The sequence below is a fragment of the Streptococcus parasanguinis genome (assembly GCF_023109675.1).
In the GTDB taxonomy this organism is placed as follows: domain Bacteria; phylum Bacillota; class Bacilli; order Lactobacillales; family Streptococcaceae; genus Streptococcus; species Streptococcus parasanguinis_I.
Window position 1 is genome coordinate 33904 of the sequence record NZ_JALDUR010000008.1, and the last position, 23913, is coordinate 57816.

22 protein-coding genes and 2 pseudogenes are annotated in these 23913 nt (G+C 42.6%); 4 read left to right on the forward strand and 20 right to left on the reverse strand.

Annotation, left to right across the window (positions count from 1 at the left end; all coding sequences use genetic code 11):
• Positions 1 to 147: 147 nt before the first annotated feature.
• From M1G14_RS06900 to ruvB, 9 genes and pseudogenes are all read right to left on the reverse strand, one after another.
• Positions 148 to 471 (reverse strand): hypothetical protein, encoded by a 324-nt coding sequence (locus M1G14_RS06900; RefSeq protein WP_003009394.1) that lies wholly within the window; start codon positions 469 to 471, stop codon positions 148 to 150.
• Positions 471 to 776, reverse strand: a complete 306-nt coding sequence (locus M1G14_RS06905; protein WP_003002376.1) for a hypothetical protein — start codon at positions 774 to 776, stop codon at positions 471 to 473. The genes M1G14_RS06900 and M1G14_RS06905 overlap by 1 nt, the downstream gene beginning before the upstream one ends.
• A gap of 13 nt (positions 777 to 789) precedes the next feature.
• Positions 790 to 1347, reverse strand: a complete 558-nt coding sequence (locus M1G14_RS06910; protein WP_061590919.1) for a hypothetical protein — start codon at positions 1345 to 1347, stop codon at positions 790 to 792.
• Positions 1348 to 1598: 251 nt separating this feature from the next.
• The gene (gene adhE, locus M1G14_RS06915; protein WP_021154214.1) at positions 1599 to 4250 is read right to left on the reverse strand and encodes a bifunctional acetaldehyde-CoA/alcohol dehydrogenase; all 2652 of its coding nucleotides are present in this window, start codon (positions 4248 to 4250) and stop codon (positions 1599 to 1601) included.
• A gap of 402 nt (positions 4251 to 4652) precedes the next feature.
• Complete coding sequence (locus M1G14_RS06920; protein WP_247926432.1) at positions 4653 to 6455, reverse strand: acyltransferase family protein; 1803 nt, start codon at positions 6453 to 6455, stop codon at positions 4653 to 4655.
• The gene (locus tag M1G14_RS06925; protein ID WP_049485592.1) at positions 6445 to 6849 is read right to left on the reverse strand and encodes an MORN repeat-containing protein; all 405 of its coding nucleotides are present in this window, start codon (positions 6847 to 6849) and stop codon (positions 6445 to 6447) included. Before M1G14_RS06925 ends, M1G14_RS06920 begins: the two co-directional genes overlap by 11 nt.
• A gap of 28 nt (positions 6850 to 6877) precedes the next feature.
• On the reverse strand, positions 6878 to 7303 hold the full coding sequence (locus M1G14_RS06930; RefSeq protein WP_247926433.1) for a low molecular weight protein-tyrosine-phosphatase: 426 nt from the start codon (positions 7301 to 7303) through the stop codon (positions 6878 to 6880).
• A 173-nt stretch (positions 7304 to 7476) separates the two neighbouring features.
• Positions 7477 to 8042 (reverse strand): annotated as a pseudogene (locus tag M1G14_RS06935) (nucleotidyltransferase family protein).
• A gap of 6 nt (positions 8043 to 8048) precedes the next feature.
• Positions 8049 to 9047: a Holliday junction branch migration DNA helicase RuvB gene (gene ruvB, locus M1G14_RS06940; protein WP_021154208.1), complete on the reverse strand. Its 999-nt coding sequence runs from the start codon at positions 9045 to 9047 to the stop codon at positions 8049 to 8051.
• A gap of 230 nt (positions 9048 to 9277) precedes the next feature.
• Here ruvB and M1G14_RS06945 point away from each other — a divergent pair, with 230 nt between their 5' ends.
• From M1G14_RS06945 to M1G14_RS06955, 3 genes are all read left to right on the forward strand, one after another.
• Positions 9278 to 10000 (forward strand): hypothetical protein, encoded by a 723-nt coding sequence (locus M1G14_RS06945; protein WP_247926434.1) that lies wholly within the window; start codon positions 9278 to 9280, stop codon positions 9998 to 10000.
• 15 nt (positions 10001 to 10015) lie between these two features.
• Positions 10016 to 10744, forward strand: a complete 729-nt coding sequence (locus tag M1G14_RS06950; RefSeq protein ID WP_247926435.1) for a hypothetical protein — start codon at positions 10016 to 10018, stop codon at positions 10742 to 10744.
• A gap of 243 nt (positions 10745 to 10987) precedes the next feature.
• On the forward strand, positions 10988 to 12295 hold the full coding sequence (locus M1G14_RS06955) for a hypothetical protein (RefSeq protein ID WP_247926436.1): 1308 nt from the start codon (positions 10988 to 10990) through the stop codon (positions 12293 to 12295).
• A gap of 493 nt (positions 12296 to 12788) precedes the next feature.
• Here the strand turns inward: M1G14_RS06955 and M1G14_RS06960 are convergent, their stop codons facing one another.
• The 7 genes from M1G14_RS06960 to M1G14_RS06990 all read right to left on the reverse strand — a co-directional run bounded on the left by M1G14_RS06960 (position 12789) and on the right by M1G14_RS06990 (position 19586).
• Positions 12789 to 13829, reverse strand: coding sequence for an aldose epimerase family protein (locus tag M1G14_RS06960; RefSeq protein WP_247926437.1), 1041 nt, complete (start codon positions 13827 to 13829; stop codon positions 12789 to 12791).
• An 81-nt stretch (positions 13830 to 13910) separates the two neighbouring features.
• Positions 13911 to 15080, reverse strand: a complete 1170-nt coding sequence (locus tag M1G14_RS06965; protein WP_049475228.1) for an SIS domain-containing protein — start codon at positions 15078 to 15080, stop codon at positions 13911 to 13913.
• Between the two features lie 83 nt (positions 15081 to 15163).
• On the reverse strand, positions 15164 to 15568 hold the full coding sequence (locus M1G14_RS06970; RefSeq protein WP_003002366.1) for a PTS sugar transporter subunit IIA: 405 nt from the start codon (positions 15566 to 15568) through the stop codon (positions 15164 to 15166).
• An 11-nt stretch (positions 15569 to 15579) separates the two neighbouring features.
• Complete coding sequence (locus tag M1G14_RS06975; protein WP_247926438.1) at positions 15580 to 16398, reverse strand: PTS system mannose/fructose/sorbose family transporter subunit IID; 819 nt, start codon at positions 16396 to 16398, stop codon at positions 15580 to 15582.
• Positions 16385 to 17299 (reverse strand): PTS mannose/fructose/sorbose/N-acetylgalactosamine transporter subunit IIC, encoded by a 915-nt coding sequence (locus tag M1G14_RS06980; RefSeq protein WP_049483971.1) that lies wholly within the window; start codon positions 17297 to 17299, stop codon positions 16385 to 16387. The genes M1G14_RS06975 and M1G14_RS06980 overlap by 14 nt, the downstream gene beginning before the upstream one ends.
• A 26-nt stretch (positions 17300 to 17325) precedes the next feature.
• Complete coding sequence (locus tag M1G14_RS06985) at positions 17326 to 17802, reverse strand: PTS sugar transporter subunit IIB (RefSeq protein ID WP_003009322.1); 477 nt, start codon at positions 17800 to 17802, stop codon at positions 17326 to 17328.
• The gene (locus M1G14_RS06990) at positions 17799 to 19586 is read right to left on the reverse strand and encodes a glycoside hydrolase family 35 protein (RefSeq protein WP_247926439.1); all 1788 of its coding nucleotides are present in this window, start codon (positions 19584 to 19586) and stop codon (positions 17799 to 17801) included. The genes M1G14_RS06985 and M1G14_RS06990 overlap by 4 nt, the downstream gene beginning before the upstream one ends.
• A gap of 133 nt (positions 19587 to 19719) precedes the next feature.
• Here M1G14_RS06990 and M1G14_RS06995 point away from each other — a divergent pair, with 133 nt between their 5' ends.
• Positions 19720 to 20436, forward strand: a complete 717-nt coding sequence (locus M1G14_RS06995; RefSeq protein WP_049475225.1) for a GntR family transcriptional regulator — start codon at positions 19720 to 19722, stop codon at positions 20434 to 20436.
• Positions 20437 to 20775: 339 nt separating this feature from the next.
• On the opposite strand, the gene purB is transcribed toward M1G14_RS06995, so the two are convergent.
• The 4 genes and pseudogenes from purB to M1G14_RS10955 all read right to left on the reverse strand — a co-directional run.
• Positions 20776 to 22074 (reverse strand): adenylosuccinate lyase, encoded by a 1299-nt coding sequence (gene purB, locus M1G14_RS07000; RefSeq protein ID WP_247926440.1) that lies wholly within the window; start codon positions 22072 to 22074, stop codon positions 20776 to 20778.
• Positions 22075 to 22092: 18 nt separating this feature from the next.
• The gene (locus M1G14_RS07005) at positions 22093 to 22947 is read right to left on the reverse strand and encodes a hypothetical protein (protein WP_247926441.1); all 855 of its coding nucleotides are present in this window, start codon (positions 22945 to 22947) and stop codon (positions 22093 to 22095) included.
• A 55-nt stretch (positions 22948 to 23002) separates the two neighbouring features.
• Positions 23003 to 23692 (reverse strand): aspartate/glutamate racemase family protein, encoded by a 690-nt coding sequence (locus M1G14_RS07010; RefSeq protein ID WP_247926442.1) that lies wholly within the window; start codon positions 23690 to 23692, stop codon positions 23003 to 23005.
• A gap of 55 nt (positions 23693 to 23747) precedes the next feature.
• Positions 23748 to 23911, reverse strand: a pseudogene (locus M1G14_RS10955) (phosphoribosylaminoimidazole carboxylase); the annotation flags it as partial.
• Positions 23912 to 23913 lie beyond the last annotated feature (2 nt).

The window sequence follows — 23913 nt, forward strand, 5'->3', positions numbered from 1 at the left end:
TTTGTTGGTTTGATAAAACCATTTTATTTTCGTTTCTTTGTGAATATTATAACATACTAAGTAAGCACTTGCAAGAATTTATGAGCACATTTTTAAAAGTTTTTGAGCAAACAAAAACATTCCTCTTATCTCTACCAGAGGAATGTTTCAATCACCTTGTTCTAATTGTTGACGCTGCTTATAGTACTCTTGCTGCTCGCGCTCACGCTCTTCTTCTAAACGCTCTTCATAGCGCTTGAGTTCTGCCTCAAACTCTTCTTGCAAGGCAAATAAACGCTCCAAGCCACTTTGGGCCTCCGCACTTGGCGCTTGAAAATGCAAGGCACTCAGCCAGTCCACTAAATTTTCTGTATGTTGGCGGACATCCATACGCATATCCGCATAATCCCACTCCAACTCGCTAAGCTTTTGATTGAAGCGGTAATGTCGATCTTCTAGTTGTTCTAATTCACTATTTCCTGAATGGTACATCACATACCTCCTTTAATCGGACTCAATAAAATCGGTTTCTTCACTGATTTCAGTGCTGTTTCTACCGCGTCCGCTGCTCCTCCTGTAAATCCATCTTTCAAATCACTAACTAGGGTCGTTGTAGCAAAAGAGCGCATCTTTTCAGATTGACCGCCCAAGGTTACCTGCAAACTCATCCCTTCCAACATCATCAAGGCTTTTTGCGTTGCAATCAAACTTCTGATCGCAATCCGCTCTTGCTCCTTTTTAATCTCTCGATGGAGCTCCTCAATTCGTTCTCTGTCCTCTCCCAGGATCTCTAACATCTTTTTCTCCTACTTATGAAAAATCAAAGGCCGTCGCTTGTCCCTTGTCCAAGTCCACCAATTGAGCTGAAGCAGCCTCCAGCTGACCTGCCAAATCTGACAAGCGAGTAGAGTAGGCCTTTGCTTGGGCGAGGTTCTCCGCCTCTACCGCTTGGTCCCAACAAGTATCCATGGAGAACTCTCCTAATAGTTGCTCCACTTCTGCATCTGTTAAAAATTGGGCCATGCTGTGGGCCATTTGTGACACCTCAGCGACCTTATGGGAAACCGTCTCCTTGGCCTCTTCCAGCTTATCCTTGACTTCTGCCTCAAAGGCAGTTGCTTGCGCTGAAGCATTCTGCGCTACCGCTAGCACCAATTCCTCCCGCAATTGAATGGTCTGGGTCCCAGACGCGCTCGCTAGTTGCTGATGGAGGCTAGAAATGCTTGGCTTTTCCTGCCCATACATGGAGACCACCGAAGCAGATGATGGCTGATTTTCTGAAGTGGAAGCTTCCCGATCGCGTTGGGGCATTTCAATAATTTTCTGTGCCTGATCTTGTCTTCCTTGCACGTCACCTTCTAACTCCATTTGAGATGGCCTCCTTTCTTGGATTTATTTTTTCGTTTCCTATAACTGAAAAAGGATCATAACCCTTCAGCTACAGGCAGATTCACACACTATAGGGTAACATAAAATAGCTCGGAATGCTATAAAAATAACACAATTTCTGAAAAAAAGTCTAATTTTTTATGAAAAAACGAGTTTTGGACCCAAATAGCAAAAATCCCCCGCTCTTTCGAGTGGGGGTAGCTGATAAACATCAGTTGTTCCTTGGCGTCTTATTTACGACGTCCTGGACGTTCCTTGTAACCATAGTAAGCATCTTCGATGATTTCTTGCATATGGTCTACCATTGGAAGACGTGGGTTAGCTGGTGAACATTGATCTTCATAAGCAAGGAAGGCCAATTCACGAGAATGTTTCTTCCATTCTTTTTCATCGATGCCTTGTGCTTTGAAGTTCATTTCGATACCACAGCGTTCACCGAGTTCGTATACAGCTTTTGCGTAAGCTTCAACGGCTTCTTCTGGAGTAGAGCATGGAAGTCCTAGCATACGAGCGATATCTTGGTATTTTTCATCTGCACGGTAGTAGTTGTACTTAGGCCATGTAGCTGTCTTAGCTGGGCGTGTACCGTTGTAGCGGATAACGTATGGAAGCAAGATGGCATTGGTCCGTCCGTGGATGGTGTGGAATTGCGCACCGATCTTGTGGGCCATTGAGTGAGAAATACCGAGGAAGGCATTGGCGAAGGCCATACCTGCGATGGTTGACGCATTGTGCATCTTTTCGCGTGAATGGAAGTCCGCATTCTTGACTGAGCTTTCCAAGTTTTCAAAGACAAGTTTAATAGCTTGAAGAGCAAGACCATCTGTGAAGTCGCTAGCCATTTGTGATACGTAAGCTTCTGTCGCGTGCGTCAAGACGTCCATACCAGTGTCTGCTGCAACAGATCCTGGAACTGTCAATACCAAGGCAGGGTCTACGATGGCAACTGTTGGAGTCAATGAGTAGTCTGCGATTGGGTATTTACGGTTGTTGGCTTTATCAGAGATAACGGCAAATGGAGTTACTTCAGATCCTGTACCAGATGTTGTTGGGATAGCGATGAATTTGGTCTTCTTACCAAGTAATGGAAATTTGAAGGCACGTTTACGGATATCCATGAATTTTTGTACCAAGTCACGGAAGTCCACTTCTGGTTGTTCGTAGAAGAGCCACATAACTTTGGCCGCATCCATTGGTGATCCACCACCGAGAGCAATGATCGTATCTGGTTTGAAGGCACGCATGATCTCTGTACCACGTTCAACAGTTGTGATATCTGGATCTGGTTCTACGTCTGCAAAGATTTGGTAAACCACCTTGTTGCGACGAAGGTCAAGCTGTTCGATGATACGATCAAGGAAACCAAGCTCTACCATAGCGTGGTCTGTAACGATCATGACACGTTCAACGTCACGACATTTTTGTAGGTATTCAATTGAATCACGTTCAAAGTATGTTTTTGAAGGAAGTTTCATCCATTGCATGTTATTTCTCCGGCGTCCGACTTTTTTGATATTCAAGAGGTTGATGGCACTAACGTTGTCCCCAACAGAGTTGCGTCCGTAAGAACCACATCCAAGTGTTAATGATGGCAAGAAGGCATTGTAAACATCCCCGATACCACCGAAAGTCGAAGGAGAGTTGCAGATCACACGAATAGCTTTAACTGCTTTACCAAATTCTTTGGTCAATTCTTCATCAGCAGTATGGATGGCTGCTGAGTGACCAAGACCGTTGAATTCAACCATTTGGCGAGCTTTGTTAATTCCGTCTTCACGGCTTTCAGATTTCAAAACAGCGATGACTGGTGACAATTTTTCACGAGTCAAAGGCTCTTTTTCACCAACTTCTTTACATTCTGCAGCAAGGATATTGGTTCCTTCTGGGACTGAGAAGCCAGCTTGTTCAGCGATCCATGCTGCTGGTTTCCCAACGATGTCCGCATTCAATTTCGCACCCGCACAGTTTTTGCTGTTAGCTTTTACGCCGAAGCAGAACTCTTCAAGAAGGGCTTTTTCTTTTTTGTTAACAAAGTAAGTGTGGTAAGATTTGAATTCTTCAACAAACTCATCGTAGATTTCTTTATCGATGATGACCGCTTGTTCAGACGCACAAACCATTCCGTTGTCAAATGATTTAGACATGACGATATCGTGTGCTGCTTGGCGGATATTAGCTGATTTTTCAACATAAGCAGGTACGTTTCCGGCACCTACCCCAAGAGCTGGTTTTCCACAAGAATAAGCCGCTTTCACCATGGCGTTACCACCGGTCGCAAGGATCGTAGCAACTCCTTCATGGTTCATCAGGGCACTAGTTGCTTCCATAGAAGGTTGGGTAATCCATTGCACACAGTTCTCAGGTGCTCCAGCTGCAATTGCCGCATCGCGTACGATTTGTGCCGCATGAGCTGATGATTCTTGAGCAGATGGGTGGAAGGCAAAGACGATAGGGTTCCGTGTCTTCAAGGAAATCAATGCTTTAAAGATTGCTGTTGAAGTAGGGTTGGTTGTAGGAGTGATCCCGCAGACAACACCGACTGGCTCAGCAATAAGGGTCAAACCAGTGACGTCATCTTCTGAAATGACCCCAACTGTCTTGGTGTGACGCATGTTATTTACTACGTGTTCACAAGCGAACAAGTTCTTCGTCGCCTTGTCTTCAAAGACTCCACGACCAGTTTCTTCATAAGCATGAAGAGCGAGCTCACCGTGAGCGTCAAGAGCCGCTACAGATGCTTTCGCCACAATGTAGTCCACTTGCTCCTGATTCAATTTGCGCATCTCTTCAAGCGCCACCAGCGCTTTTTGCACCAACTCGTCTACGTGTTTTTCAGCAGCGAGTTTCTTTTCTTCAGGTGAGAGAGTTTTTTTATCAGCCATTTGATGCTTTCCTCCAATGTTTGAAACCCTTATCCTTTTCTAGAACTTTTTCATGTTTTCGGAAATTTTCAAGAATAGTGTAAGAAATTTCGATTTGTTAATTATTTCACAATATAATTGTACTCTATTTTGAGATTTTTGTAAACACTTCCAAGCAACTTTCACAAAGAATTTTTCGAAGTTTGTGAAAACTTTATCAATCGTATTGCTGTGAAAGCAATTCTTTAGCAAAATTGTGAAGAAATAATTAAAAAATTTTTTTCTTCACAAAGTGATATTTTCAATTGATTTTTGTAAGCGTTTTCTTAATCTTACTAAAAAAAGCAGCTTTTTACAAGTAAAAAGTTGCTTTTTGTTTTATTTTGTTAGGATTTGTTTTGTTTCAGTTTCAGAGAAGCATTGTTACTTCTTGACCGGACCCTTTTCGGCCTTATCAAGGGCTTCTTTGACTGTTTGAGCATAGAGTTCCCCACCATTGGTTTCCATATTGAAGTGAACAGAGTCTGTTCCCACCCAAATGTTTGGATTTTCAATTGCTACTTGGTACCAGTCCGCAATGGTGATAAAGTCGTATTTCTTAGCTAGTTCCAACTCATAAAGACGCGTTTGAACCGATTCACTGGACTGATCGTTGGCATAGCGCCCATCATATGGTGTCACAAGGATCAAGCGACGGCCTTTTGGAAGTTTCTCAACATACTGATCCAGCAATTCTTTGTAGTTGCTTACAGTATTGGTTCCTAGGGCAATGACCACATTTTTTAGGAGAACTTTATTGGAGATATCGGTCTCAAAGACCTTCATTCCATTTTCCAACTGACGGCTCACCACTGCATCGATCTGGATGCCCGGGATCGCTTTGGTTAGGTAGTCCTGCGCTCGCAAGTTAACCGAATCACCGATCATGGTCACACCATTTGAGACGTTATAGTCTGTTGCAGTCGCATTGTCCACTTGCGTCCGTGTGACCTGCATTTTGCTGTCTGCTTGATTGAGCCCACTCACTACCAAACTCTCATCAAAAGCTCCGACGGTTGGTGCAAAGGCAGAGATTCCAATCATCAAGAGAGCCAGAGGAATCATGAGGTAAAAGATCGGTTTGGTCAAAAAACTGAGATCCATCTTCATACCAAAGACACGAGGCTCTTTGCCTGCAATGGTTGGCTCCAAAATATAGAAAGACAGAGCCGTTAAAATCAAGGAAACGATCGTCGTCACAAGGGCTGCCATCATATTTCCCAAATGTTGAGAGAAGATGATAAAGAAAGGCCAGTGGAAAAGGTAGACACCATAACTGGTATCTGCCAAGAAATTGAGGATGGCTGGTTCTTTTTTATCTGGAGTCTTTTCATGGAGAATGCGGGCCGACAGAATCATGGCACAAGCTGCGATTGTCGCTGCTAAAAAGCCAAATAGATAGGTCCACAAGCTATCAAACGGCAAGAAAAGACTGAGCACAAACAAGAAGGCAAAGCTTCCACCCAAGACCGACAAAGTCTTTTTCATACTCCAAGACTGCACCAGCTTTGTAAAGTTCGGGCTGACATTAGCAATCCCTGTTACCGTTGCTAGGCACGATCCCGCAAAGAAGGGGAAGATGTGAGTAAAACTAGAGAAATAGATAGTGGAGAAGTTAGCTGTCAGAAAGGCGCGGATGAACATGGACAAGAAGGTAAAGAGAAAGAGCCCGCTGGATGCTAAGAAGAGCATGCCTCGGTACTTTCCAACCGTCTTAGCCCGCTTAGCCAAGAACCATGCCAAAAGTGCCCAGAGCACATAGTAATGCACTTCTAGGGCCAAACTCCAGGTATGAAGGAAGAGATGCGGAATGAAGTTGCTTTCGTAACTACCACCCGTTGCCATCTCAAAGAAATTGGTCACAAAACCGAAGACCGCCGCAATCTGAGTCCCAATACCAGCCACGTAGTCCCGTTGGACCATAAAGGTAAAGGGCATCACGACCAAGGCCATAAAGACAAGGGGTGGTACGATCCGGTAAAAGCGCCGTTTCAAGAATGCCAGGTAGTCGATTCCTTGCTTGCGCGCAAATTCATCGATCAAGAGCGCTGTAATCAAAAATCCTGAGAAGGTGAAGAAAATATCTACCCCAATGAAGCCTCCAGGAAAGGCTTTTTGGAAGAAATGGTAAAGCAATACCAATAAGAGTCCTGTAACACGGACTAGTGAAAACCATTTAATGCGCATTTTGATAAATCCCCTGCTTGAATGTTCCTTTGTATACGACGTTGGCTTCTGTGGTTAAGGTGCCTTTGCCCTCCGGCTGGCCATTAACAAACTGCCCTTCATAGGTCCAGCCATCCTTGGACTTAAACTTACCATAGCCACTAAAAGAGCCGTTGACGAGGTTACCTGTATAGGTATCCCCATTTTTAAAGGTGACGGTTCCCTTGCCATTCATCTTGCCACGGACCAAACTTCCGTCGTAACGGATCGCCCCCTTATCCAGGGTCAAGACGCCCTGACCTGGAATGGCTGAAAAGAAAACCATCAAAGCAGATAGAATAATCACGACTAATGCTGCTATTTCTAAATTTTTTCGTGTTAGATAGACCTTATAAGTCTCATAAAATTCTTTCATATTCTGTATTCTCTCACATATCAAACTCTTAGGAAGTTGCTAACTGATCTAACCAAGCCTTACAGCCGCTCAGGACTCTGGAATAGGTCTCTTCGAAATCTCCTGTGTACCATGGATCTGGCACACTTTCAGCAGCAAAAAGATGAATCTTGTGCTCTGTCCCTGCAGGAGCTATTCGCTTCAGATCTGCTACATTGTTTTCGTCCATCCCTAGGATCAAATCAAAGTTGTAAAAATCCTCTTCCTTGATCTGTAAGGAAGTCTTAGCTGGATCATACGGGACCTGGTGTTGTTGAAAGATTTTCTGGGTTCCCCGATGGATGGGATTGCCATGTTCCCAGCTAGAGGTTGCCCGACTTTCAATCTCATACTGATCCGTCAAGTCCTTCATGACAAACTCCGCCATGGGGCTCCGACAAATATTTCCTAAGCAGACAAAGACGATTTTTTTCATGATTCCACCTAACTCCTTGTTCGGACTGCCCAACCTAGCTGAGCTCTTGGCTTTCCACTATGGAAAACCAGCATACTATTACTATTATAACAAAAATGTGACAGAAAGATGACAAAGGGACTCCATCATTTTAAAGAAAAATCAGATTCCTTTTTCAAATCTGATCTGTTTCTCTATTTTGGAAAACGAACCTCTAATGGAGGCCATTTACTCTGCCAATTTTTCTTTTTCATCCGCTCTGTATAAACCGCTAAACGCTCTGGACTGGCTAAAAAATGCGGAGTCGGCTGAACGATGAAGTCTTCGATATCCTTTGTCCCATAAGGGAGAAAGAGCTCTAGCTGATCCTCTTTCCTTAAGCGAACTGCAAGTGCCGTACACTGCTCGGGGTATTTGGAAACCGCATCACAGGCACTGCGATAAGGAGCCGTCCCAGGACTATGCTGGTGCATATAGACTTGATTCTTCACTTCCCAAGCGTACTGGGGATAGTCTTCTTTAATTCCTGCTCGATCTGGAGAGTCTCCTCATAACTGATCGCAGGGTCATAAAAGACCAGATCCATATCGGTTGTCGCGTCAAACCCTGGTTTTCCAGAGAGCTTGTTCCAGATGAAATTGCGCACCGCACCCGCTGCTAACCAGGCATCTGCCAAGTTGAGATCCCGAATAATAGCCAAGACTTTCATCATCTCCGGATCCGCTTGGATCTGTTCTACGATTGCTTCTTCCGTCAGCATCTTCTTCTAGTCTCCATTGTAGGGATAGCCGAGGTGTTCATAGGCCTTACGGGTCGCCACGCGCCCTGTCCGGGTCCGCATGATAAAGCCTTTTTGAATCAAGTAAGGCTCATACATATCTTCTACGGTCTCGCGCTCTTCGGCAATATTGACCGATAGAGTCCCAAGGCCGACCGGGCCACCGCCGTACATCTCAATCATGGTACGCAGGATCTTTTGATCGACATAGTCCAGCCCTTCATGGTCCACATCCAGCATAGAGAGAGCCTTGTCTGTAATAGTATCGTCAATTAAGCCATCGCCCATGATCTGGGCAAAATCGCGCACCCGTTTCAGCAAGCGATTGGCAATCCGAGGGGTCCCACGACTACGAAGAGAAAGCTCTTCGGCAGCTTCGTGGGTAATTTCCATCTCAAAGATCTCGGCGGTCCGCTCGACAATCTCTGTCAAATCATCTTGCTCATAGTATTCCATGTGCCCCGTAATTCCGAAGCGAGCGCGTAAGGGATTGGACAGCATCCCAGCTCGCGTTGTCGCCCCAATCAAAGTGAAAGGAGGAAGGTCCAGATGGACACTCCGGCTGCTCTCCCCAGCGCCAATCATAATGTCGATGTAAAAATCTTCCATGGCGCTGTAAAGCACTTCTTCGACTGACATAGGCAGACGGTGGATCTCATCGATAAAGAGGACATCCCCCGGCTCTAGATCATTGAGGATGGCTACCAAGTCACCAGCCTTTTCAATGACAGGACCAGAAGTCTGCTTGAGATTGACGCCCAGTTCATTGGCAATGACAAAAGCCATGGTGGTTTTCCCAAGGCCTGGAGGACCAAAAAGAAGGACATGATCCAGCGCCTCATCCCGAAGCTTCGCCGCCTCAATAAAGATTTTCAGCTGGTCCTTGACCTTATCTTGACCAATATATTCATGTAAATATTGCGGGCGTAGCGTCCGTTCAACGGCCTCTTCATCGCCCATGATTTCATTGTCTAAAATTCTACTCATACAGTCTATTATAGCAAAAAATGATACCTTCGGTACCATAAATAGAATGTGTTTTTTAAAGATCCTAGTTCACACCGTCGTTCGTTAGAAAAAGTTGAACAGTTGCCCTCATCGTCAACCTTTCTTTTTATTATACGGTCCCTTCTTCTTCATATCTCGCTCACCATTTCACTTTATAATTATTTCCTTTAATGATAAAATTAAAGCAACAACGTTTAGGAGGTAAATTTATGTTTACTAAAACAAAGAAGATCCTTTTCGGTTTCTTGGCATTCTTTGCAGTGCTCCTTATTGCGGGATGTCAGTCTTCTCCATCGCAGTCTTCTAAAACAAATAAGTCTTCTCAAACAGATAAATCTCCTCAAACAATAAAAGCACCACAAGATCTTACAAAGGATCAACAAGGAACTTGGGAATGGACTGACCAACAAATGACCATTCAGAAAGTATTCCTAGCTTCTAATATCAAAAAACTTGCCGCTGTACTAATGCTTGATGACTTCGATAAGGTTAAAATGACGATGACCATTAAAGATAAAACCGTTGAATTGAAGTACCATTTTGATTACAGAGAATTGTATGAGGATCAAGCATTTGCAACAGGAGAGAACAAAGCGAATTATGAATCGTATTTAAAAAATAAAACTGCTGAATTTAAGAATTATATTCCAAATTTGAAACATACAAAGATTACTCTTGACGAACCTAATGATGCCTATGATTACTCTCTAACTGGCGAAATCGATACGCAGAAACATACTATTACGTTCCCTGAAACACCTACATTTTTAAGTAGAATTGTTATGGGAACCACGTATAACTCGCTTGTACCAATTACTTATACTTACACTGTTGAAGGTAACCAACTAACACTTTATGCTGAAGGTAAAGATGAACAAAGTCATTTTAGAGTAATACGTCTTCGTTTCAATTACGTAGGAGACAATCATTAGAAGGAGTGATCAATCATGAACAATATGAAAAAAAGTTCCCTATGGATGTTTTCCCTTCTTGCTCTTCTATTTGTATCAGGATGTGGGCAACAACAACAGAAACAACAACAGCAGCAACAAACAACCGCTGAGACTACAACAGTTGCAGAAACTACCACAGTAGCACCGACCCCAGTCTCACTCGAAGGAGACTGGAAAGCTGTAGATTTTAGAGATACAGTGGAACGTACTTTCTTAATTTATTATGGTGATGCTAATAGTCGATTAAAGGTTACTGAAGCCTTCCAAGATATCGTTCCGACTCTAAAAATTACAGGAACAGATGTAACTTATTCTTATAGTGCAGATATGAATAAGTATATTGATTTTTATGCTGAACAGAATAAAGATAAATATCCTACAAAAGAAGAAGCTACTGCCATCCTTCTAGGCGTAAGAGAAAAGAAATTTGAAAGCTTTAAACATCAAACTGGAACGTTTGATAACAATACAAAAGTGTTAACTGCAACGTTAAATGATGGGGTTTTAAACGAGAAAGCAAAAACGATCGTATTCCCTGAAGTTCCAAACATCTTTGGAGTTCTACCTCTTTATATTAATTCTACAGACGTACCAATTACTTATCACTACGAATTGAATGGTGACATCCTTACAATTTACGCTGAAAAAACATTCGAAGAAACAGGAGCACATCTCGTTTATCCGATGAAATTCAAGAAAGTTTCAGATCCTAAAACTAATTAAATAACTCCCTGCCCCTTGAGATTTTCTCAAGGAGCTTTTTTCTGTTCAAAAAAATAATTTAGGAAACCTTGAGAATCTCATCTATTGGGTACTCTGCTACATACAATTTTTACGTTTCTTATGTTGAATAATCGGTCAAGTTACAAAACAAAATTGTGATTCGTTTGAAAGCCCTTGCAAAACAATTGTGTTGCACGTATAATATAAGCGTAATACAATCATCTATTTTAAGGAGGTCTAGCGATGATTAGACGTTATAAAAAATTATTTTTAGCATTCGTTGCTCTGCTCTCAGTCTTCCTACTAGCTTCTTGTTCTCAAAAACAAAGTGGCTCTAAAAATGCCGCTAAATCAGAAACACCAAAAGTCGAAACGATTGATGGCGAATGGGAATTAGTCGATACTCTCGATGCTTTAACGGAATCCATCGGAGCCTATACCCTCCATGGAATCCACTTTGCACACTTGCTTGAATCTGTTAAAGACTTCAAAATGGACATGAAGATTGAAAACAACACGGCAACCATTAAATACGACTATAACATTGATAACTTTATTAAAGCTTTCTCCACTGTCACAACAGAAGCTAGAGGCAAGACTGAAGAAGAATTCAAAAAAATCATGTATGACTCTCATGAAGGATTTGCAAGCGACTTTAAGAAATACAAAGTCAGCATGAATAAAGATACTGGCGTGTTTAGCTACGAAGCAACGGGTTCTATTGATCAAGGTGCCAAAACAATGACCTTTGATGAAGGACTTTCCGTAGCAAACTTATTCTTCTTCTCATTCGGTGAAAATCGCGTTTCGCCAAACACATATCACTACAAATTAAAAGACGACATGCTTTATGTCACGATTGACGGAAAAGCGAAGAAAAATAATCTTCCAGTTCACTATGAACTACACTTCAAACGTAAAGGAAGCACTACTCAAAAAGACCCCGTTCCAATTGAAGGAAAATGGCAAGCCATCGACTTCCGACCAGCTCTTGAACGTAGCTTAGCCTTTAAAGATTTTGACAATGATGATTCGGCTATCAAGCTGATCTATCCTGAGGCATGGAAAGATTTAAAACCAACGTTGAACATTACAGATACATCTGTTGAATTCGACTATACTGTATCTCTAGCAGATGGTTTTGGAAGGTTCTACGATTACTTAAAACAAAAAGATGCATCTAAAGTGACTCAAACGAAAGACGAATATATTAAAGATCAATTTACCAAATTATCAGTCAATCTACAGGATGGCGCTAAGGACTTGCCCAATACAACTTATGAATTTGATAAAGGTAATGCTAAAATTCATTCTGTCTTGAAGAACGGTAAATTAGATACAGCAAACCAAACGATTATCTTCCCAGAAGCTATCAATATTGTGCAACTTGCAACCATGTCCATTGGACCTGTCGCTAAAGAAACTACGTATAAATACTCTATTGATGGAGATATTTTAACGTTGACGATTGAGCAACGCGATGGACGGAATAATCTAAATACGATTATTTCAGCAAAATTCAAAAAAGTGTCTGATGCAACGGGCAAGTAGTCATTCCACTGCTCCTTGAGATTTTCTCAAGGAGCTTTTTTCTGTGCAAAAAAATAAAGAGCTTACGCTCTATTAAAATACTTCGGTACCTTTGGTTCGGTTGAACTCTCTGAGTTCACCTCATTAATTTTTTAAAGATCGTAGTTCTCACTTGCGTTCGAACTGCATCAATGTACCTAAACTCGCTAATGCTCGTAAAGAATAAGGAACGTAGTTTTCGCTCCGCTCAAACTGCATCAATGTACCTAAGCTCACTAACGTTCGCTAAGGTACATAGAAAAAGCCACCGGTTTTGGTGGCTCTTATAGGGAGATTATTATGAAAAAGTTTTAGGAGTTTTATCATTCAAAGTTAGGAGGTCTTTGATGATGGTATTAGTATACGATAGGAAGCTTAAACTTTTCTTATAGTTTTTCTAAAAAATTTTTTTCGAGAAAAAGAGGAGGTCCCAAGCAAGGATTTCACATCCTTGTTTGGGTCACCCCTTTCCTCCTTATTTCTTAGCGATGGCATGGTAGCTAGTCTTGCTGGTAAAGACTTGACCTGCTCTCAAGATGACCTTTGCAGCCTGGTCACTGTGAATGGCATCTGGCACTGTTTGGAATTCTAGAGCCAAGCCATTGTGCTGAACCATTGGTTGGCCTTGCAGATGAACCGTTTCGTCTACGAAATTGGCTGAATACACCACCAAGGCTGGGGCTTCTGACTTGAAGGTCAAGAAACGTCCAGATGGCTGATGGTAAAGGAAGCCAGCATTTTCATGCCCTTCTGGAAGAGCGAATGGATGGTCTAATCCTTCTACCAAACGGATTTGCGGATCAGAGTCCTTAAAAAGATCCTCCAAGAGCATAGCTTGGTAGAGATGCTGAACAACCGGACTTTCTCTATCCACGGTCTGAAGAGGAACACCGTCTGGATGGATAGGGTAAAGCCCTTGATGGTTGATCTGAAAGACATGGTCATTGATCGGTTGGGTGAAGTTCCCAGATAGGTTGAAATAGCTGTGGTTGGTCGGGTTAACTAGAGTATCTTGATCCGTTTCTACCCGATAAGCAATCTCGAGTTCACCATCTTCCGTCAAACCATAGGTTACCCAGATCTTGAGACTTCCAGGGAAACCACCGGTTCCATCCGCCCGTTCTGTATAGAGAGTGATTTCCTGATCCGTTACCGACTCCACGCTAAACAAAGCGCTATCCCAACCCGTCGGTCCACTGTGGTTGCAGTTGGTACCATTATTAGCTTCCAAGTGATAGGTTTGACCATTGAGTTCAAAGCTAGCTCCTGCAATCCGGCCAGCTACCGGGCCAATACTAGCCCCATATTTAGGGCTATTGCCCACATAGTCCTCAAAGCGATCAAAGCCTAGAATAATATTCGTAAACTGGTCTTCTTTATCAGGCGTCACATATTCTAAGATCGTCGCCCCATAGGTCATGACAGATAATTGGTAACCCTTGTCATTTTCGAGGCGATAAGCCCGAACCTCTTGATTCTGCCATTCCCCAAACACGCTTTCTTGATACTGTTTCACAAACCTTCTCCTCTCACTGTTTTTCTCCATTGTATCAGTTTCACAAGAAGAAACACTCCACTTTTTATAGAAAATTAGTGGCTATTCTTTATGAAATGGATGAATGATCACCCCTTGAACAACCCGATTGACAGTACCAGTTGGTGATGGCGTGTCTGGGCGATTTTGCACCTTGAGCGAAGTCAAGAGAGAAATCAACTGACCGTAGATAATGTATGGGAAGGCACGGTAGATATCTAGGGAGTCTGCTGATGCTTTCACCAACACTTCCCGTACATGCTCGATCCCTGCAGCTTGATCGGTCAAGAGGACAACTTGACGGGCAATCCGATCCCCTGCAACTTCTCGAACCAAGTCCAGATCATACTGACGGGTATAAGGATCAATGGCTCCAAAGACCAAGACGAGGGTCTGATCATTGATGAGGGATTTTGGACCGTGACGGAATCCGACAGGACTCTCATACATGGTTGCGATTTTGCCTGCCGTTAATTCCAAAATCTTGAGCTGGGCTTCATGGGCTAGGCCAAAGAAAGGTCCTGCTCCCAGATAGATCACGCGCTCAAAGTCTAGATCGACCACTTCCTTGACCGCACGGTCCTTCTCCAAGATTTGCTCAGATAGATCAACCAGCTCTGCTACTCGTTTTTCCTTGATCTCTTCCTCACTTGGATCAAAAACCAAGAGAGCTGTCAAAAGCATAGAGGTAAAGCTAGAGGTCATCGCAAAGCCGGCATCATTGGTTTCTTTAGGTTGGAGAAGCAAGAGATTGCGCTCATCTCCGTGGGCTTGCTGGGCCAGTTTTCCTTCTTCGGCACAGGTAATGGTGATCTGATAGAGCTCATCAACCAAGTCTTGAGCCAACTGCACGGTGGCGACACTTTCTGGCGAATTGCCACTCCGGGCAAAAGATACTAAAACAGTCGGAACCTCTTTTTTCAAATAGGTTTGAGGATGAGCTACGATATCCGTCGTCGCAATGGATTGAAAATTCCAGTGGCGTTCATCGTGTACTTCCTGCAAATATGGAACCAAGGTATCTCCCACATAGGCTGAGGTCCCAGCCCCTGTCAAGATGACCTTGATATAGTCATGCTCTTGCCCAATTTTTTCTAAGAAAGCTTTTATTTCCGCTTTTCTTTCTTGATACAAGCGAGCTGTTTCTTTCCAAACCGTCGGTTGTTGGTAGATTTCACGTGTTGTGATCTCTGCTCCTAGCTCCTGCAAGTCTTCTTTTGTATAGTCTAACATAGAACCTGTTGTTCCTTTCTACAATCTAACGTTGATAAATGGGAAAGGAGCCTGAGATGATGCTCCCAGACTCCCATACCAACCTACTCATCTTCATCATCATCAAGGTTTGACAAGAGGTCATTGACCTTGACAATACTTTCTTTTGCACGTTCAGGGTAGTCCCCTTCATTACCAGTCAGGCTACTATTGATGAATTCGATGACCATCGGAAGATTCATCCCTGCGTATAAGTCAATCGCACGTCCTTCAAGGATCAAGCGACTCACAGTGTTGCAAGGAGTTCCTCCCAAGAGATCGGCAAATACAATATAGTCTTCTAGACCTTGGACTGTTGCTTCAAATTTAGCGGTAAAGTCTTCTGGCCCTTCTTCTGGTAAGAGTGCAACCGTATGGATGGATTCTTGTGGCCCCATAATCATCTCTGTGCTCGCTTTGAGCTCTTCACAAAAGCGACCATGGCTGACCAATACTAACTCTTTTGCCATACCTTACTCCATTATTCCATTCCAAAGAAGAAGTGGCCAAATGCTGAGAATGCGATTGCTGCAAGGATGATGAGCAAGATAGCTTTTGTAGAGTTCATACCCTTACGTCCAAGCAACCAGTAGATTACACCTGTGATGATAGCTGGTACCAAACGTGGGAAGATAAGGTTGAGCATATCTTGAATTTCAATCGCTTTGTCCCCAATGTGTGGAGTCCAAGAAACTTCAACACCAATCATGCTGGCAATCAAGGCACCAACCATGAAGATACCCAGAACGGCAGCTGCGTCGATCAAAGCTGTCAAGGTACTTTGCATATTGTTGATGAGGTTAACCCCTTCTTTATAGGCAAATTCCAACTGTTTCCAACGGAAAATGTCATAAGCAACTGCCACAGCGATCCACAAGAAGATACCGGCTGGGTTTCCTGCAATAGCCAAAGTTGCTGCGATTGAACCCATAATAGCTGGTACCAATGATCCAAAGATTGAGTCCCCAAGAGGAGCGAATGGTCCCATGAGACCTGTCTTGATCCCGTTCACCGCATCTTTTGATTTGACACCATCTTTTTCTTCCAGAGCAAGGTCAAAACCAGTGATAATGGTGTGGAAGAATGGTGAAGTATTGAAGAATTGCGTATGCAATTTCATCATTTCTTTCAATTCTGGAGTGCCATCACCATACATTTTACGCAACTGAGGTAAAAGCATATAAAGGTAACCAGAAGCCTGCATCCGTTCGTAGTTCCAACCCAATTGGAAGGTGAAGAGGCTACGTTTGTTGATTTGTTTAAAATCTTCTTTTGTTAGTTTGTAATTAGAATTCGTCATCTTCAATTTCCCCGCTTTCTACATTGCTTGCTGGAGCAGCTACGACTGTACGTTGACTGTTTTTGAAGTGTTGTACTGCAAGGAAGATACCGATAATGGCAATACCAATCATAGATACACTCTTGAAGTTGTTAACAAAAGTAATAGCTTGTTCTTTTGGAAGTTTAGCGAACACATCAGAACCAACAATGCTAGACACTGCAGCACCAAGGCTTTGAACATTGCTATAAAGCACTGTCAACATTGCTGTTAAGCCAAAGCCAAGTGCTAAGTAGTGAAGGTTACGACGAACAGGAAGGTAACGAAGCAAGATCGCAAATCCAAGACCTGGAAGCATTTGACCTGCAAGTTTCAGACCGTTTGCCAACCATTGTACATTAGCAAGACCTGTAACAACAGTTTCTACGAAAGAACCACCAAAGGCAAGCGCGAAGAAGACTGGAAGGGCACGAGAAAGAGCCCAAGGAACAGCACCAAGAAGGTAGTTGCGTTCAATTCCTTTATAGTCGTAACGTTCGATCGCAGCATCTACACGGTGAGCGAAGTAAGTTGTAGTCATACGACCAAGAATATCAAAGTAGGTCAACAAAGTTGCTACCGGCACAGCGATTGTAGCAATAGCAATCTCTGGATCAATCCCTTTTGCTACTGAGAAGGCAGTCGCAAGAACGGCACCAGATGTTGCGTCAATACGAGAAGCTCCACCGAAAGTACCTACACCGAGCACTGTCAATTGAAGAGAAGCTCCGATAAATAGACCTGTCTTTAAATCCCCCATGACAAGTCCTGTAATGAAACCAGCAAAGACTGGTGATCCTGCTGATGAAACAATCGTCAACTCATCACAGATTTGATAAGCTGAGTACAAAGTAAGTAGTAAAATTTGCCACCATTGTATCATGACAATTTCCTCCTAAAAATTTTCTTTTACTTTAATAACTTCATAAAGTCTTCTGCAGTGTCGTTTGGCACCATCTGAGACGTAATTTTCACACCTTTTTCGTGGATCTTGTTGAAGTCTTCCACGTCCGCGTCCACCACATTGATCGAGCGGGTAATCGCACGTGTCTCATCAGATTGAGACATATTGCCGACATTCAGCGTTTCAAGCTGAACGCCTGCTTCGATCAAACGAAGGAAACGATCTGGTTTGCGAGCTACGATAAAGAGTCGTTGGCTATCATATTTTCCAGCCAAGATATTTTCCGCAGCCTTTGCGACTGGCAAGATACTAAGCTTAACACCAGGTGGTGTCGCTAGTTTCAAGCCACTTTTTTCGATATCATTTTGAGCGACTTCATCATCGATCACCATGATACGTGAAACATTTAGTTTGGTAGTCCAAAGATTGGCTACCTGCCCGTGGATCAAACGTCCATCGATACGGCATCCTACAATAGTCATAAGTTTTCCCCCTTTACTTCTTTGAATGTAGGTTGTTGAACAAGTTGAAGTGTCTCTTGGTAACGCCCTTCTGTCTCAAAGACGATCAGGCTATTGGCTCCTTCTTTGAGGAAACCATGAGGCACGTAAAGTGAAGTGGTCGGTCCAACCTTCCAGAAGCGACCAAGGTTGTGGCCGTTGACAAAGACAACCCCTTTCCCAAATCCTGTCATATCTAGATAGGTATCAAGGGTGTGGTCCAGCTGAAAATCATATCGGTAAAAGGCTGGAGCACCTGCCTGCCATTCCTTTGAAAAATCGAGCTGACTGAGATCTTGTAAATCCAGTGGGTACTGCTTCCAATGAAGGTGGAAATGCAAATCCACACAGACACCTGTGCGAATGCCCTTGCGCTGGCTATCAGCTAAGAGCTTGTGCCCGTAGTTGACACGACCCATATTCTCAAGCAAGATTTTTAAATTCGTAACCGCTTTCTTTTTTCCTTTGATGAAAAGATCTTCACCGATCTCTGTTTGGTATTGCGTTGCTACATGTTGATCATCCAGGTAAATCTGTACCCGATCCCGACCATCAATGATGCGCAGTCTTTCTTCTTCCGCATCCAACTCAAGGTCTGTCTCATATAGGAGATAACCTGTGGTTTGCCCCAACTCTTCCATCTTTTCGGGATAAAGGCTGGTCTCGACTTGAGCCAAATTATCCAGATTCCCAAAAAGACTAGTCTTGGCCGCCAATTGCAAGGTTTGTTCTGGTAAACACTCTTTGATAAGTGGTTCTTGCTGTGGGTATTCCGAATAATAGGTCGCCATCATCTTTTGAATGGCATAATACTTCTCCGTCGGATTGCCCTGCTCATTGAGCAAAGCCCCATAGTCATAGGACGTCACCTGTGGCAAATCAAGCGTCCCCCGAGCTGAACAACCATTCATGAAGCCAAAATTGGTTCCGCCATGAAACATGTAGAGATTAATGGAGCCAAGCTCCAAGACCTCATGGACAGCTTCAGCCAACTCCTCTGGGTCCCTTTGAATCACAGGTTCTTTCCAGCGGGTAAACCAGCCATCCCAGAATTCCATACACATCAAGGGCCATCTCTTGCCGTATTCGTCAAAGAATTCTTTCATTTGACCAAAGTTATAGGCTGCTTTGGAACCGAAGTTTCCTGTCACGAAGAGGTCTTCTTCGATCAAGGTTCCTGCTCTTAGAGTTGCTCGCCATGGACCATCTGATGTAAAGAGAGGACAGGTCACGCCTTTTTCCTTCATCAAATCCCGAATGGCACGAAGATAATCCTTGTCTTCTCCATAAGAGCCGTACTCATTTTCCACCTGCATCATGAGGATTGGACCACCCTGATCCACTTGGTAGGGTGTTAACAACCCAAGCAAGCGATCATAATAACGATCCACTGCTTCGATAAAGGCTGGGTCTGATGAGCGGATTCGCAGGTCTTCTTCTAAGAGCCAGGCTGGTAATCCACCAAATTCCCACTCTGCACAGATAAAGGGCGACGGCCTTACAATCATGTAAAGTCCTAGGGACTGGGCTGTTTGAATGAAACGCTCTAAATCCAATCGACCACTAAAGTCAAACTGTCCTTTGCGGGGTTCATGCGCATTCCAAGGGACATAGGTCTCAACCGTGTTAAACCCCAAAGCCTTTAGATTATACAAGGAATGATACCAGTCTGCTGGGTCAATTCGGAAATAATGGATCGCTCCGGATAAAATCTTGAAGGGTTGATCTTTTAAATAGAAAGCATCGCGAATCTCAAAAACTCCCATAAACGCCCCCCCTTTCTTATATGTAACCCTTTTCATTTATTAATATAATAAATTATTTAAAAAATGTCAACACTTTTATAAAAAATATGTTAAAATAGGGTTAAATAAGAGAAATCTAAAGAGAGGTAGCACTATGGCAATTCCAAAGTACCAACACATCAAAGATGAATTGAAGCAGCAAATTATCTCCGGAAAATTTGAAAATGGAGATAAATTTTATACTGAAGCTGAACTCATTAAAATTTATGATGTCAGCTCTATCACCGTTGTCCGTGCTTTGAACGACCTCGCTGCTGATGGCTACATTGTCCGCCAGCAAGGAAAAGGAACCTTTGTTTCTCGTGCTCGAAAACACAAACTGGTTGAATTTTCAGATGTTGAAACCTTCCCAATCCAAAAGGCCAAAGTCAAAGTTCTCTCTATTAAACGTGGAAATACCTTAAGCATCCTAGACAAACTAGGCCTCAACCCAACGCAATTCTACTATAAGATCGAACGGACTCGCCAGACAGGGGATGATACCTATATCTTCCACCAAACCTATATTCCTGAACAATACATCAATCCAAACTATCCAAATTTGGAATACTATAGCTCTATCTATGATCGCTTCAAAGAAGACTACCACATTCATATGAATGATGAACACTTCGAAGAAGTCAACGAAATCGTCTTTCCTACACCAAGCAAGATTGCTAAAGTATTGAAGATCGACGAAAATTTCCCAACGGTTAAACAAGTGAAGACGACCAAGCTAGAAGCGACTGGCCAAATCCTTGAATACACGGAAACCTATAAACGCGGGGACTACTACAAGATCAAGTTCATCTCCTGTGACCGCGATCACTAAGAACCAAAAAGACTGAGACATCTCGGTCTTTTTTATAGGTCCAGTATAGCATGTTAAAAACGATTTCTAAAGACCTCTTTAAAAATATATATAATTAGTGATAGTTTAGCTATAAAAAGTTTAAAAAGAGAGTGGGACAGAAATCGGTAATTCGTTAGAATTCGATTTCGTCGTCCCACCTCTGCACAGTTGAGTAGGGCTGTAAAAGCTGATGAAATCAGCGTAGTAGAGCCCACTCAACCACTGCGTCTTGCTCGACAATCCAAGAACAATTAAGAGGCTAGGACTTTTGTCCCGGCCTCTTTCGTCTTTTTTTCAAATTCCCGTTTTTAGTTGCGCCTAGTCTCCCAAACCGATGCGTTCGAAGATCTCATCCACCCGTTTGGTGTAGTAAGTTGGATTGAAGATTTCGTCGATTTCTTCTTGAGTCAGGCGTGATGTCACCTCTGGATCTGCTTCAAGAAGTGGTTTGAAATCTACTTGATTATCCCATGATTGAGCTGTTTTTGGTTGCACCAAGTCATAAGCTTGCTCACGCGTCATGCCTTTTTCAATCAAAGTCAACATGGCACGTTGGCTAAAGATTAGACCGAATGTAGAGTTCATGTTGCGGATCATGTTTTCTGGGAAGACTGTCAAGTTCTTAACAATGTTTCCAAAACGGTTAAGCATGTAGTCAATCAAGATAGTTGTGTCTGGTGCGATGATCCGCTCAGCTGATGAGTGAGAGATATCACGCTCGTGCCAAAGGGCTACGTTCTCATAAGCTGTTACCATGTGACCACGGATAACACGCGCCAGACCTGTCATGTTTTCAGAACCGATCGGGTTGCGCTTGTGAGGCATGGCTGAAGAGCCTTTTTGACCTTTAGCAAAGAACTCTTCCACTTCACGTTGTTCAGATTTTTGAAGACCACGGATCTCAGTTGCCATACGCTCGATAGAAGTTGCGATGCTCGCAAGAACTGCAAAGTACTCAGCGTGAAGGTCACGAGGAAGGACCTGTGTAGAGATTTCTTGAGCACGGATACCAAGTTTGTCGCAGACGTATTTTTCAACGAATGGTGGGATGTTGGCAAAGTTACCAACCGCACCCGAAATCTTACCAGCTTCTACGCCAGCTGCTGCATGCTCGAAACGCTCGATGTTACGTTTCATTTCGCTGTACCAAGTTGCCAATTTAAGACCAAAAGTTGTCGGCTCAGCGTGCACACCGTGGGTACGCCCCATCATGATAGTGAACTTGTGCTCTTTAGCCTTATCAGCGATGATGTTAGTGAAGTTTTCAAGGTCTCGACGGATGATGTCGTTGGCCTGCTTGTAAAGGTAACCGTAGGCCGTATCCACCACGTCAGTAGAAGTCAACCCATAGTGGACCCACTTGCGCTCTTCACCAAGAGTTTCAGAAACCGCACGTGTGAAGGCAACCACATCGTGACGAGTTTGCTGCTCAATCTCCAAAATACGGTCGATGTCAAAGTCCGCCTTCTCGCGAATCAAAACCACATCTTCCTTAGGGATTTCCCCCAACTCAGCCCATGCCTCATCAGCCAAGATTTCCACCTCAAGCCAAGCACGGTATTTATTTTCTTCACTCCAAATGTTCGCCATCTCAGGGCGAGAGTAACGGTTGATCATGATGTTTCTCCTATAATTTTATTTGCCTGATAGTAATGATGAAATAACTCCGCCTAAAGTTCCTGATATTATATCTTTAATAAATTGTTGATTGAAAAATGAAGCATTCTCTTTAACAATTACAGTAAATTCAGACTCGCTATTTTTGTCAGTTGCAGCAAGTAAATCCTTTAAAATTTCGATAGATTGCTCAGATAGAACAGAAGCATTGTTAACAATCTGTTGAAGTTGTTTAGAAAGTTCCGACCACGGAAACTCAACATTCATATTAGATTTTTCTAAAATAGAATCTGTAACAATATTTGAGTTAACATTGTTGTCCCCATTAAGTGTGACATTATTACCTGAACCAAAATCATTTCCAACTACATTATCATTACCTGATACAGTTGTTTGAGATACTTCCTTTTCATAGATATTTTTACTATCATAATTCTCTATATTTTGATTTTTTATATCAATGTATATATTTTCCGCTTTATTACTAAAAGATTCCGTAATAATATTAAAAACAGTATCTCTAAATTTAGCGTCTTCGAAATACAATAAATAATTTTGACTTGATCCCAAATTAAATACTATATAATATTTTGACTTCAAATGATTTTGGTGTTTATTATAAACGTACCATGCATATAAACCAAATAATATTAATCCTAAAAATGGTGGGATCAATCCAATCATAAATAGAATTATCAGAATAAATATATCTCGTAGCGTGACTGGTGATTTAAATTCACTTTTACTTAACATGGATAAATTTGATATTTGAATACTATTATTTCTAGTGATAATTGCATTATTTTTTATTGTTAATCCATCAGTTTCAATCGTATATTTACTCTCAACGCTCTTTAATAACTCAGGTATCATTATATTCCCCCTTTAAAGTGAATCTAAATTTAATAACACTGTTCATTTCAACATCTTACTCTATACTCAACTCCGCCGCTTTCTCTGCGTGAATCACCGTTGTGTCATAGAGGGACAGGTCAGTGTCGAATTGTTTGACCAGGAGACCAATCTCGGTGCAACCCAAGATAACAGCTTCAGCGCCTGCTTTTTTCAAATCATCTATAACGGCAAGATAAGTCTGCTTTGAACTTTCTTTGATATCACCTAGACAGAGCTCGTCATAAATGATTCGATTGACCTCTGTAATTCCAGCTTGGTCTGGAATCAGCACTTCTAATCCAGACTCTATCAATTTCTCTTTGTAAAAATCTTGGGTCATGGTGTACTTAGTTCCTAGCAGACCGACTTTTTGAATACCATCAGCCAACAAGGCCTGAGCAGTTGCAACTGCAATATGCAAGACTGGAATTGTAATTTTTTCTTGTATTTGTGGGGCAACTTTATGCATGGTATTTGTGCAAATAACGATGAAATCTGCACCTGCTTGCTCCAAGCGCTTAGCAACATCTGCCAAAAGTTGACCGCTTTTCTCCCAGTCTCCTACTGCCTGATAATGCTCAACCTCTGCAAAATCAACACTGTAAAGCAGAATCTTAGCCGAATGCAAACCACCCAGCTCTTTTTTGATGGTTTCGTTGATGATTTGGTAGTAAGATGTAGTACTTTCCCAACTCATACCGCCAATCAGACCGATAGTTTTCATAGCTAATTAAGCTCCTCTCTTCCAATAGACACAATAAGCAACATGATAAAATATAGAGATTAGTATCCAGTGGCAAATCATAGATAGCTAAATAGTTTTCTGGGTGCTGAGCTACTAGCTCTTCATACTTGTCTTTCACCTTTTCGTGATTGCCACTAGTATACAAGACCTAGACGACTGCTCCACAGTCTTATCTTGTTCAATAAAACCATTGCACAACC